This is a genomic window from Streptomyces mangrovisoli (genome assembly GCF_000974985.2).
In the GTDB taxonomy this organism is placed as follows: Bacteria; Actinomycetota; Actinomycetes; order Streptomycetales; family Streptomycetaceae; genus Streptomyces; species Streptomyces mangrovisoli.
Genome location: NZ_LAVA02000058.1, coordinates 48,406 through 61,184, shown reverse-complemented (window position 1 = coordinate 61,184; position 12,779 = coordinate 48,406). Strand labels below are relative to the sequence as shown.

At 72.2% G+C, this 12,779-nt stretch carries 9 protein-coding genes; 8 read left to right on the top strand and 1 reads right to left on the bottom strand.

All coding sequences use genetic code 11. From position 1 onward, the window contains the following. Positions 1 to 2: 2 nt before the first annotated feature. The 7 genes from WN71_RS23845 (at position 3) to WN71_RS23815 (ending at position 8,897) form a co-directional block, all read left to right on the top strand. A complete protein-coding gene (locus WN71_RS23845; protein WP_046588039.1) occupies positions 3 to 914 on the top strand; it encodes an ABC transporter permease in 912 nt (303 codons plus the stop codon). Then, positions 911 to 1,801, top strand: coding sequence for an ABC transporter permease (locus tag WN71_RS23840; protein WP_107469736.1), 891 nt, complete (start codon positions 911 to 913; stop codon positions 1,799 to 1,801). Before WN71_RS23845 ends, WN71_RS23840 begins: the two co-directional genes overlap by 4 nt. 2 nt (positions 1,802 to 1,803) lie before the next feature. Next, on the top strand, positions 1,804 to 2,874 hold the full coding sequence (locus tag WN71_RS23835; RefSeq protein ID WP_046588038.1) for an ABC transporter ATP-binding protein: 1,071 nt from the start codon (positions 1,804 to 1,806) through the stop codon (positions 2,872 to 2,874). 233 nt (positions 2,875 to 3,107) lie between these two features. Beyond that, positions 3,108 to 4,427: a flavin monoamine oxidase family protein gene (locus WN71_RS23830; protein ID WP_046588035.1), complete on the top strand. Its 1,320-nt coding sequence runs from the start codon at positions 3,108 to 3,110 to the stop codon at positions 4,425 to 4,427. Then, positions 4,420 to 5,853: an aminobutyraldehyde dehydrogenase gene (locus WN71_RS23825; protein WP_240529734.1), complete on the top strand. Its 1,434-nt coding sequence runs from the start codon at positions 4,420 to 4,422 to the stop codon at positions 5,851 to 5,853. Before WN71_RS23830 ends, WN71_RS23825 begins: the two co-directional genes overlap by 8 nt. A gap of 508 nt (positions 5,854 to 6,361) precedes the next feature. Next, positions 6,362 to 7,951, top strand: a complete 1,590-nt coding sequence (locus WN71_RS23820; protein WP_046588034.1) for a peptidoglycan-binding protein — start codon at positions 6,362 to 6,364, stop codon at positions 7,949 to 7,951. A 178-nt stretch (positions 7,952 to 8,129) separates the two neighbouring features. Further along, positions 8,130 to 8,897: a class I SAM-dependent methyltransferase gene (locus tag WN71_RS23815; RefSeq protein ID WP_046588033.1), complete on the top strand. Its 768-nt coding sequence runs from the start codon at positions 8,130 to 8,132 to the stop codon at positions 8,895 to 8,897. Between the two features lie 253 nt (positions 8,898 to 9,150). Here the strand turns inward: WN71_RS23815 and WN71_RS23810 are convergent, their stop codons facing one another. Further along, positions 9,151 to 9,792 (bottom strand): TetR/AcrR family transcriptional regulator, encoded by a 642-nt coding sequence (locus WN71_RS23810; RefSeq protein WP_206300125.1) that lies wholly within the window; start codon positions 9,790 to 9,792, stop codon positions 9,151 to 9,153. Between the two features lie 296 nt (positions 9,793 to 10,088). On the opposite strand from WN71_RS23810, the gene WN71_RS23805 reads away from it, so the two are divergent. Next, the gene (locus WN71_RS23805) at positions 10,089 to 12,341 is read left to right on the top strand and encodes a glycoside hydrolase family 3 C-terminal domain-containing protein (protein WP_046588031.1); all 2,253 of its coding nucleotides are present in this window, start codon (positions 10,089 to 10,091) and stop codon (positions 12,339 to 12,341) included. The last annotated feature ends 438 nt before the right edge of the window (positions 12,342 to 12,779 follow it).

Genomic DNA, 12,779 nt, shown 5'->3' with positions numbered 1-12,779 from the left:
CGATGGCACTTCTGCGTCACCCCTCGCGTTCGCGCTCCCGCTCGCGCCGCCGCGGACCGGACGCCTCCGGCGCCCGCATCTGGTCCTGGTTCATGCTCCCCGGCACCCTGTGGATGACCGGGTTCCTGATCGCCTCCCTGGTGCTGGTCGCCGTCCTGACCGTCGGCACCACCGACGAACTCGGCAACCCCCGCTTCGGGTTCGACCTCTCCAGCATCCGCGCCCTGGCCGACCCGGCCTACACCGAGGTCCTGGCCCGCTCCCTCGGCTACGCCCTGCTGACGTGCGTGATCTGCCTGGTGATCGCCTACCCGGTGGCGTACACCATCGCCCTGTACGGCGGCCGCTGGAAACACGCGCTGATCGCCGCGATCGTCGTCCCGTTCTTCGCCAACTACCTGGTCCGCATGTACGGCTGGTCGGTGGTCCTCTCCGACGACGGCCCGCTGCTGCGGGCGCTGCGCGGCGTGGGGCTCGCCGACGCGAACACGAAGATCCTCAACACCGGTGTCGGTGTGATCGCGGGCCTGGTCTACGGCTTCGTCGTCTTCATGATCATCCCGTTGTACGCCGCCCTGGAGCGGCTCGACGTCTCCCTGATCGAGGCCGGCCGCGACCTCTACGGCGGCCCCGTGCGGACCTTCCTGTTCGTCACCCTGCCGGCCACCCGGCAGGGTGCGGCGGCCGGGCTGGTCCTCGTCTTCCTGCCCGCGATGGGCGACTTCGTCAGCGCTCAACTGATGGGCGGACCGGACCAGATCATGATCGGCAACCTCATCCAGGACAAGTTCTTCCAGGGCCAGAACTGGCCCCTGGGCTCCGCGCTCACCATGCTGCTCATGCTCGTGCTGCTGGTCGGGATGCTCGGCTACCTCCGGCGCACCCGCAAGGACGAGGCGGAGGCCCGCCGATGACCCAGCTCAGCCCGCCCACCACGACCCCGGCCCCGGCATCGGAACGGCCCGTCCGGCGGACCCGCGCCCGGCGCGGCCGCGCCGACCGCAAGCCCCGCGTCCTGATCGCCGTCACCGCGCTCTTCTTCGCGCTGCTGTACCTCCCGATCGGCGTGGTGACGCTGTTCTCCTTCAACTCCCAGAAGTCCCTGACCGTGTTCAGCGGGTTCAGCCTGCGCTGGTACCGCGCCTTCGTCCACGACGACGTACTGATCTCCTCGTTGGGCACGAGCCTGCGCATCTCCCTGGTGGCGACGGCCGGTTCGATCGTCCTCGGCGTGGCCCTCGCCCTCGGCCTGGTGCGCTCGCGCACCCGGCTCGGCTCACTGGCCGGCCTGATCATGCTCGTGCCGCTGATCACCCCGGAGATCGTCACCGGCGTCGCGTCGATGCTGCTCTACAAGGGCCTGGGGGTGACCCTGTCCACCGGCACGGTGATGGTCTCGGAGATCACCTTCTCCATCTCCTACGTCACCGTCATCCTCCGTTCCCGGGTCGCCGCCCTCAACCCCGAGGTGGAGGAGGCGGCGATGGACCTGGGCGCCACCCGCTGGCAGGCGGTCCGCCTGGTCACCCTGCCCGCCCTGCTGCCCGCCGTCCTCGCCAGCGCCGTACTGATCTTCGCGCTCGTCTTCGACGACTTCGTCCTCGCCTACTTCACCACCGGCGTCGACCCCCAGCCGCTGTCGGTGCGCATCTACTCCGCGATCCGCTTCGGGGTGCAGCCCACCATCAACGCCGTCGGCACGCTGATGCTCGCGGGCTCCATCGGCCTGATCGCCCTCGCCCTGTTCATTCCGCGCCTGTTCGGCCGCCGCGGCGGCCTCGACATCCTCTCCGGGAGCTGACCATGGACGCGTCCTTCGCCGTCCGCCTCGACGGCGTCTCCAAGCGGTTCGCGGACACCTACGCGGTGCACGACCTGAACCTCGACATCGAGAGCGGCCGCTTCTTCTCCCTGCTCGGCCCCTCCGGCTGCGGCAAGACCACCACCCTGCGCATGATCGGCGGCTTCACCGACCCGACGGAGGGCTCGGTGATCCTCGCGGGCGAGGACGTGACCGTGCTGCCGCCCGACCGGCGCAACGTCAACACCGTCTTCCAGAGCTACGCCCTCTTCGACCACCTCAGCGTCGCCGACAACGTCGCCTTCGGCCTCAAGCGCAAGGGCGTCGACAAGACCGAGATGCGGCGCCGCGTCGGCGAGATGCTGGAGCTGGTCCAGCTCGACGGCTTCGCCGCGCGCAAACCCCGCACCCTCTCCGGCGGTCAGCGCCAGCGCGTGGCCCTCGCCCGCGCCCTGGTCAACCGGCCCGCCGTCCTTCTGCTCGACGAACCCCTCGCCGCCCTCGACCTGAAGCTGCGCCGCCAGATGCAGGTGGAACTCAAGCAGATCCAGCGCGAGGTCGGCATCACCTTCGTCTTCGTCACCCACGACCAGGACGAGGCCCTGACCATGTCGGACCGCATCTGCGTCATGAACGAGGGCCGCGTCGAGCAGGTCGGCACCCCCGAGGATGTCTACGAGCACCCCGCCGGCCGCTTCGTCGCCTCCTTCATGGGCACCTCCAACCTGATGTCCGGCACCTACCGCGGCGGCGAGGTCACCCTCGACCAGGGACCCGCCCTGCCGGTCGGCGCCCGCACCGCCATCGCGGACGGCACCGCCGTGAGCGTGTCCGTACGCCCCGAGAAGGTGTGGCTGTCCGACTTCGAACCGGGCATGTCCGTGCTGCGCGGAGTGATCCGTGAGACCGTCTACAGCGGTCCCACCACCACCTATCTCATCGAACTCGCGCCGGGCGTCACCCTGTCCGTGCTGGAGCAGAACACCGCCCGCGCCCGCATGGAGGACCGCTGGAGCGGCGGCGAGACGGTCGAGTTCGGCTGGCGGCCGGAGCACTGCCTCGTCCTCGCGTGACTGCGCGAGCAGCGTCCCGTCCTCGTGCGACTGCCTGAGCACCGTCTCGTCCTCGTGCGACTGCCTGAGCGCTGTCGCGTCCTCGCGTGAGTGCCCGAGCACCGTCTCGTCCTCGTGCGACTTCGCGACCGCTGTCGCGTCCTCGTGGGACCGCCCGAGCACCGTCACCGTCCTCGTGGGATCGCCCACACCCGCAGGACGCCCCTCCCGACCGGAAAGCGAAACCGATACCGATGCATCACGACGTGATCGTGCTCGGCGCCGGGCTGGCCGGGCTCGCCGCCGCCCGGGACCTGGCCACCGCCGGCACCGACGTGCTCGTCCTGGAGGCCAGGGACCGGGTCGGCGGCCGGGTCGAGCAGGCCCGCCTGTCCGACGGCCGCACCGTCCAGCTCGGCGGGGAGGTGGTCGGCCGCGCCCACACCGCCTATCTCGGCCTCGCCGAGGAGCTGGGCCTGAAGCTGGTCCCGAGCTATGTCGCCGAGCCGGGCCGGATGGTCCGGGCCACCCCGGAGGGCACCTCCGCCGGAGAGCCGCCGCACTGGTTCGGCGACGGCGACGCCGCCCGACACGCCGCCCTCGGCGCCGAGTTCACGGCGCTCGCCGCCACGGTCGACCCCGACGACCCCTGGTCCCACCCGGACGCGGCCGCCCTGGACCGGCTGTCGGTGGGGGCCTGGCTGCGCTCCCGGCACGCCGCACCGGCCGTCGTACGCCTGTGGGAGATCGGCCAACTGGCCCTCGCCGGCGGCTCGTACGAACGGACCTCGCTGCTGGCCGCCCTGCGCAAGAGCGCGGCCGTCCCCGCCTCGGGACCGGGCGACTACGACTACGGCGACTGGGAGGGGCTGCGGCTGGCCGAGGGATCGGCGACCCTGGCCGAGGTGCTGGGCCGCGAACTGGGCCCGCGTGTCCGCCTCGCCGCGCCCGTCGCGGCCCTCGACGTCCGCCCCGGGCGCTGCACCGTCCGGCTGGCCGACGGCGAACTCCTCACCGCCGGGGCCGTGGTGAGCGCCCTGCCCGTGGGACCCCTCAGGTCCGTCGCCGTCACCGGCGTGAGCGAGGCCCGTCTCGCCTCCCTGCACCGCCAACGACAGGCGACCGCGGCCAAGTTCACCGCCGCCTACGACCGCCCCTTCTGGCGCGCGGACGGCCTGAGCGGCCTCTCCGAGTCCGAGGGCGTCCTCGGCAGCACCTGGCCCCAGAACGAGGGCGTACTGTCCGCACTGATACCGCCCGAGCGCTACGGCGTCCTGCTGGGCACCCCGCCCCACCTGCGCACCCCCGAACTGCTGGGCGAGATCGCCGACCTGTACGGGGACGAGGCGCGTCGGCCGCTGGCCTGTTTCCTGCGGCTGTGGGGCAGCGACCCCTGGACCCAGGGCTACGTCACCCAGTGGCCGCCGGGCGAGGTCATGGCCGTCGGCCCGCTCCACGGGACCCACGAACCCCCCTTCTACGTCTGCGGATCCGATCAGTGGGTCGCCGGATACATGGAAGGCGCCGTCCGCACCGGCCGCGCCGCGGCGAAGGAGGCACTGCGCCGTGGCTGACCACCCGCGCCTGGCGACCGTCCTCAACCACATCGGCGGCGCGGAGACACCTGCCGCCTCCGGCGCCACCCTGCGCCTGACCGACCCGGCGACCGGACGCGTCCACGGCACCGCGCCGCTGTCCGGCGCCGACGACGTCGAGGCCGCCTGCCGGGCGGCCGAGCGCGCCGGGCCCACCTGGGCGGACACCACGCCGCGGGAGCGCCAGACCGCGCTCCTGCGCATCGCCGACGCCCTGGAACGGCAGGCCGACGCCGTGGCCGGCGCCGAGGTCGCCGACACCGGCAAACCCCGGGCCCTCTTCCTCGCCGACGAACTCCCGGCTATCGCCGACGTGTTGCGCTACTTCGCCGGCGCCGCCCGCAATCTGCCGGGCGCCGCGGCCGCCGAGTACACCCCGGGACGCACCTCGGTGCTCCGCCGGGATCCGGTCGGCGTGTGCGCGCAGATCACGCCCTGGAACTACCCACTGATGATGGCCGTCTGGAAGATCGCGCCCGCGCTCGCCGCGGGGAACACCGTCGTCCTCAAGCCGTCCGACAGCACGCCCTCCTCCACGGTGCTGCTGGCCCGGCTCGCGGCCGAGTACCTCCCGCCCGGTGTGCTCAACGTGGTCTGCGGCGACCGGGACACCGGCCGTCTGCTGGTCGCCCACCCGGCCGTCCGGCTCGTCGCGCTCACCGGGAGCGTCCGTGCCGGACAGCAGATCGCCGCGGCCGCGGCCGCCGACCTCAAACGCCTCCACCTCGAACTCGGCGGCAACGCACCTGTGCTGATCCACGAGGACGCCGATCTCGACGACGCCGTCGAGCAGTTGTCCTCCCTGGCCTACTACAACGCGGGCCAGGACTGCACCGCCGCCACCAGGATCCTCGTCCACCGCCGCATCCACGACGCGTTCCTCGCCGCCTTCGCCGAGCGGGCCGGGCGGCAGGTCCCCGGCGGCCCCGACGACCCCGCCGCCGACTTCGGCCCCCTCAACAACGCCGCCCAACTCGCCTCGGTGCAGAGTGTGTTGCGCGACCTCCCGGACCACGCAGAGATCGTCGCCGGAGGCGCGCGGCTGGACCGCCCCGGCTTCTTCCACCAGGCCACGGTGGTGGCCGGGGTCCGGCAGCGGGACGCGATCGTGCAGAGCGAGGTGTTCGGCCCGGTCGTCACCGTCCAGCCCTTCGCCGACGAGACCGAGGCCCACGACCTGGCCAACGCGGTACCGCAGGGCCTCGCCGCGAGCGTGTGGACCCGCGACCACGACCGCGCGATGCGCGCGAGCCGCGCGCTGCGCACCGGCATCGTCTGGGTCAACACCCACGGCACCACGGTGTCGGAGATGCCGCACGGCGGCGTGCGCCACTCCGGCCACGGCAGCGACCTGTCCCTCACCGGCCTGCTCGACTACACCCAGGCCAAGCACGTCATGCTCTGACCCGCGCCGTCGCGGACGGGGGGAAGTGCCCTCCGTCCGCACGCGCCGCCCTGCTCGCGGGACACAGTTCCCACACAGGAACATGAAGCCGGTAACGGCCCAATAAGACAGACCCGCGAAAAGGACGGTAATTCTTCTGCGGGCTGTCCTCCGTGCGTTTATACCGGCCACGGGTAACGGTTCAATCGAGCCAGTTATGTGTTCCGACATTGTGCGCGGGGTCGTGAACTGTCACCGTCGTGCGCGGAATGACAACTCCGATCATGAACTTCGAGGACATCAACTCCGTTGCCATGCAGAGCCGTTGACGGGCGTCTGAGCCCACCTGGTCAAACTGCGTATCTCGCATGATTGACATATCACCCCGGCATGCAATCCCGCTCCGGCCGATCGACCGGACCGGTCCGACCGATTTCCGCAGAACCAGCGAAAGGGACGATTCGCGGCCATGAAAAAGAGTTCATTGCGTGTTCACGCCGACAAAATATCCGTTCAGCATCCGGTATCCATGAGCGCAGGACAGAGCTGGAGAGTCAGAGCCGGCGTCTTCGCCGCCACGGCCGCACTCCTCTCGGCGGGCACCCTGCTCGGCGCCGCCGCCCCCGCCTCGGCGGCGCCCGCGGCGATCAGACTGACCTCCTCCTCCTGTCCAGCCACCATCCAGCAGGGGCAGGTGAGCGGCTGCGTCACCGAACTGCAGAACCTCCTCAACGCCCACGGTGCCGGTCTGACGGTGGACGGCGACTTCGGTGCCAAGACCCTCTATGCCGTGCGCGAGTACCAGGCCTCCGTCGCGATCGCGGTGGACGGGCTGGTCGGCCCGCAGACGAAGGCCAAGCTGTACGCGACCGGCGGCTCGGCCCCCTCCCCGATCAACCTCGACTCCTCGTCCTGCCCGGCGAACATCGTTCAGGGCGACAAGGGCGGCTGCGTCACCGAACTCCAACGCCTGCTGCGCCACTTCGGCTACGACATCGACATCGACGGCGACTTCGGCTCGGCGACCTACAGTGCCGTCCGCAGCTTCCAGTCCTCCAACGGGCTCACGGTCGACGGCCAGGTCGGCACCAACACCAAGCGCGCGCTGTACGACACCGACGAGTCGCCGTCCACCGCCATGGACCTGCGCTCGGCGTCCTGCCCGTCGGACATCACGGAGGGGATGAGCGGCGGCTGCGTCGCCACGCTCCAGGCCCTGCTCAACGGCAAGGGGCAGCACCTCGACGTGGACGGCCAGTTCGGTCCGCTGACCCTCACGGCCGTGAAGGCGTTCCAGTCCTCGGCCGGTCTCTCCGTCGACGGCGAGGTGGGCCCGAACACCAAGAACGCCCTCTACTCCAACATCAGCACGGGCGGCGGGAGCGGCGCCCCGTCGCCGATCAACCTGAACTCCAGCTCGTGCCCGAGCAACATCGTGCAGGGCCAGAAGAGCGGCTGTGTCACCGAACTGCAGAGCCTGCTCAACCACCATGGAGCCGACGTCGCCGTCGACGGCGACTTCGGGCCGCTGACCGCGAGCGCGGTGCGCGACTTCCAGGCGGAGAAGGGGCTGTCGGTCGACGGTCAGGTGGGACCGAACACCAAGGCGGCGCTGTACGGCGCGGTCACCCCGCCGTCCGACCCCGCGCCCGGCGGCGGGTACACCAAGATGCTGACCGTGGCCGAGGCCGAACTCGGCACGGTCGAGGGCAGCGCCCGTGCGAACAGCTACGGCTCGGCCGTGGGCCTGTCCATGTCCACCAGCAAGTACGCCTGGTGCGCCACCTTCGTGAGCTGGGTGGCCAAGCAGACCGGCGCCTCCTCCTACCGCAACACCTACGTCTCCGGCTGGGTGAACCAGGCCCGGGCCGGCAACTACCACCTCTCGGTGACGTCGGACCCGCAGCCGGGCGACATCGTGGCCTTCGACTGGAACGGCGGCTGGGACTTCACCGGCGGGCACGAGCACATCGGCATCGTGCGCACGGTGAGCGGGGGCTCCAGTTTCACCACCGTCGAGGGCAACACCGGCAACCCCAACGGCGGGTCGGACGGCGTCTACTCCAAGACCCGGAGCACGGCGGACGGTTACAACGTGCTGTTCATCCGGGTCCGCTGATCCGCTGATCCACTCACCCGCTGATCCACTGGCGCCCGTGGGCTCCGTACGACCCGGTCCCGGACGCCCGGCCGCGACACGAAGCCGCCACGGGCCCGACGGTCCGTCGCCGGAGGCCCACGGGGCTAGTGTCGGGCGGGTGAGTGCGGACGATGTGAACCGGCGATGGACGCGGTCCATGCCCGAGGCCTATGAACAGCACCTGGTGCCGGTCCTCTTCCGGCCCTTCGCCGACGACCTGGCGACCAGGGCGGCGGCGCTACGGCCCCGCAGCGTCCTGGAACTCGCCGCCGGGACCGGGGTGTTGACCTCGGCCCTGGTCGACGCGGTACCCGCGGCCGCGGTGACGGCGACCGATCTCAACGAAGCGATGGTGACCGTCGGCTCGGCGCGTGAGCCACGCGCTGCCTGGCGGCGGGCGGACGCCCAGGAACTCCCCTTCGACGACGGCGGCTTCGACCTCGTCGTCTGCCAGTTCGGCGTGATGTTCTTCCCCGACAGGCCCGCCGCCTACGCCGAGGTGCGCAGGGTCCTGGCCCCCGGCGGGCGCTTCGTGTTCAACAGCTGGGGTCCCTTGTCCACGCACGGCTTCGACGCCGCCTTCCAGGCCGCCCTGGAGGAGTCCATGCCGGACGGGGCGCCGCCGTTCCTGAGGGACGTGCCCCACGGTTACGCCGACCCGGCCGCCGTCGCCGCGGACGTCGAAGCCGCCGGCCTGACCCTGGCCGCCGCCGAGCCGCTCACGCTGGCGGGCGTCGCACGGTCGGCCGCCTCCGTCGCCGACGGGTTCCTCACCGGCACCCCGGTGAGCGCCGCCATGGCGGGCCGCGAGGACGCCCGGGACATCCGGGCCGCCGTGGCACGGAGGATGACCGACCGCCTCGGCACCGGCCCCGTGACGGCCCCGATGTCCGCGACCGTCTACACGGCACACGCCCCGGCCTGACCCGCCGCCCCGGATCGGCGAGGCACGCCCTCGCGCCCGGCCCCTGCCGTCACCCGTCTGCGTGCCGTCGCGAGAAAGTGGTGCTGCCCGCCGCCGCTTCGTTTCGCGGGCAGCACCACCGGCACCTCGGGCCGGTGCCACCACGCTAGGCCCGCACGCGCCGGGAACGGCGACGGCGAAGCCGTACGTCATCGGTCCGTAAGGCGTGTGAGGGGGCGCGGGGGCGAGCCTGTCGTGGAGGTTGGCGGGCCTGTTACGGCGCCGTGTTCCCGGTGGCTGCGGGCGCTTCGCGATCCGTCGACTTGGTGCTCAACAGTTCGAAGAAGTAGGCCAGTTGGTCGGCCATGTCGATCTCGGGGTCGTACATCCACTGGGTCTGGAGGCCGTCCATCAGGGCGAACAGGAGGACCGCGGCGCGGTCGGCGTCCAGGCTGTCGGGCAGGGAGCCGGCCTCCTGTTCCCGGCGGATCAGCGCACCGACCGCCGAGCGCGCCGACGCGTACCGGTCCTGGAAGTACCCGTGGGCCGGATGGTTCTCCTCGGTCGCCTCCGAGGAGAACCGCGAGTAGAGCTGGACCAGGCCCGGGACCTGGGCGTTGTGCCGGAGCAGCGCCGACATCCCGCCGGGCAGGTCGAGCGGCGTGCCGTCCGGTGCCGTCGAACCGCCCGCCAGGACATGCTCGTCGACCTCGTCGCGGCGGCGCAGGATCTCGACGAACAGCTGCTCCTTCGTGCCGAAGTAGTGCAGCAGACCGGTCTGGCTGAGGCCGACGGCCTGCGCGAGTTCGCGCACCGTCGCGCGGCTGTACCCGACGCGCGAGACGATCTCGAGCGCCGTGTTGAGGATCTCCTCGCGCTTGGCGATGCCTTTCGCGTACGAACCACGTCGTGCCATGGGCAGGACTCTACGGCACCGCATATTTCCTGGTGAGCATCCCTTGTCCACCAAACCCGAGCGCCGTAAGGTTTTCGCTGTCGGCAAGGAGGAAGGGCTCTTATCGGGGCGAATCACCTTGCTCCGCCCCGCCTGACCCGGGGCCCGCCGACCCCTGGAGGGTGGGCCGCGCGTCATGGGGGGCGTGGGGCCCACCACCCGACCGCGCAGGCGGCCCCGCGTGCGCCCGCCCATCCGATCGGCCCGCCCCGCACCACGCCCACCGGCAGGGCATCGCTCTATCCCGAGGAGACCCCGTGACCACGCACGACCCCGCCGCCTTGTCGACGACCGAGCAGGCTGCCCTGGGCAGCGGCGCCGACTTCTGGAGCACCAAGGAGGTCGCCGGCATCCCCTCGCTGATGCTCACCGACGGGCCCCACGGCGTGCGCCGGCAGGTCGGCGCCACCGACCACCTGGGCCTCGCCGGCAGCGAGCCCGCGACCTGCTTCCCGCCGGCCGTCGGGCTCGGTCAGAGCTGGGACGCGGAGCTCACCCACCGGGTCGGCACGGCACTGGGCGTCGAGAGCCGCGCGCTGGGCGTGGACGTCCTGCTCGGCCCCGGCATCAACATCAAGCGCGACCCGCGCTGCGGCCGCAACTTCGAGTACTACTCCGAGGACCCGCACCTCACCGGCCGCCTGGCCGCTTCCTGGGTGCGCGGTCTGCAGAGCACCGGTGTGGGCGCCTCCCTGAAGCACTTCGCCGCCAACAACACCGAGCACGACCGGATGCGCTCCAGCTCCGACATCGCCCCGCGCCCGCTGCGCGAGATCTACCTGCGGGCCTTCCAGCACGTCGTGCGGACCGCGAACCCGTGGACCGTGATGTGCTCGTACAACCGCATCAACGGCACGTACGCCGCCGAGAACCACTGGCTGCTGACCGAGGTGCTGCGCGACGACTGGGGCTTCGACGGCGTGGTGGTCAGCGACTGGGGCGCAGTCCAGGACCGCGTCAAGGCGGTCGCGGCGGGCCTCGACCTGGAGATGCCGGGCAGCGGCGGAGCCACCGACCGGCTGGTCGTGGACGCGGTCGAGGCGGGGGAGCTCGACGCCGCCGTCGTGGCACGGGCGGCCGCGCGCACCATCGCCCTCGCCGCGAAGGCCGCGGCCGGGCGCGCCGCGGACGTCGCCGCGTTCGACGCCGAGACCCACCACGCGCTGGCCCGGCAGGTCGCCGCGCACTGCGTCGTACTGCTGCGCAACGAGCCCGTGGACGGGCAGGCCGTCCTCCCGCTGGAGGCGGGACGCTCCGTCGCGGTCGTCGGCGAGTTCGCCCAGCACCCGCGCTACCAGGGCGGTGGCAGCTCGCACGTGAACCCGACCCGCGTCGAGATCCCGCTCGACGAGATCCGCGCCCTGGCCGGTGACGGCACCTCCGTCGCCTACGCGGCCGGATTCACCACCGACGGCTCCGGCGACGAGGCCGCCCTGCGCGACGAGGCCGTTCAGGCGGCCGCCGCCGCGGACACGGCCGTGGTCTTCCTGGGGCTGGCCGCGCACCAGGAGTCCGAGGGCTTCGACCGCGAACACATCGAACTCCCGGCCGAGCAGGTGGAGTTGCTCGCCGCGGTGGTCCGCGCGCAGCCGCGTACCGCCGTCGTCCTCTCGCACGGCGGCGTGCTGCGCCTGGCGACGGTCGCCGAACTCGCCCCCGCCCTGCTGGACGGGGCCCTGCTGGGCCAGGCCGCGGGCGGCGCGCTCGCCGACGTGCTGTTCGGCAGGGTCAACCCGTCCGCCCGGCTGACGGAGACCGTCCCCGTCCGCATCCAGGACACCCCCGCCTACCTCGACTTCCCCGGTGAGCACGGCCATGTCGCCTACGGCGAGGGCCTGTTCGTGGGCTACCGCTGGTACGACGCCCGGGACATCGAGGTCACCTTCCCCTTCGGACACGGCCTGTCCTATACGTCGTTCGCCTACGACGACCTGGAGTTGAGTGCGGACGGCGACGGCGTCACCGCGCGCGTCACCGTCACCAACTCCGGTGCACGAGCCGGCCGCGAGGTGGTCCAGTTCTACGTCGCCCGGCCCGACGCGTCGGTGGTCCGTCCGCCCCAGGAGCTCAAGGGCCACGCCGTCGTCGAGCTCGCCCCGGGCGCGAGCGAGCGCGTCAGCGTCCTGATCGCCCGCGAGGACCTGGCGTACTGGGACACCCGTGGTGAGCGGTGGGTCGTCGAGGGCGGGGCGTACGAGGTGCGCGCCGCCGCCTCCAGCCGGGACATCCGCGCGGCGGCCTCCGTCGAGGTGACCGGCGACGCGTTCGTGCTGCCGCTGACCCTGAACTCGACGCTGGGAGAGGTCATGGCCGTCCCCGGCGCGGCCGAGGTCCTGGGCGCGCTGATGCCGATGCCGCAGGCGGCCGCCGACACCGAGGTCCTCGGCGTCGACATGGCCAAGATGCTGGCCTCCATCCCGGTCGGCCGCCTGCTCAGCTTCGCCGGCGGCGCCGTCACCCCGGCCGACCTGGACAAGCTGATCGCCCAGCTCAACGCGGGCCGGGTCTGACACATCCCCGGGGCGTGGGCGGTCGCGTGCCGCCCACGCCCCGGGCGGACGCCTCGCCCCTCTCGCGGAGGGAGCGCGGGGGCCCGCGCGACCGGCCCGCGCATCCCCGTACCGGGCCACCACCCGGTACGCGGGCCGGACGGCCCCGCCCGGCTCCCGCACCGACGGCGCCCGATCCCGGGGCCGACCGCACCAGGTGTCAGCCGCCGCCGGCCCTGCCCGGACAACGACCCGCCCTCCGGCCGAAGGCCCTCCGCCCGAGGCCACGCTCCGCGCCGAGGCCATCCCTGCGGCTCGGAGTCACCTCTCCGACCCGAAGAGCCCCCGACCTGAAGGCCAACCGGCCCGAAGAGCCCCCGACCCCAAGACCCACCGGCCCGCAGGCCCCGACCCGAGGGCACCTTTCCGGCTCGAAGCGCCTCCGGACCGAAGGCAACC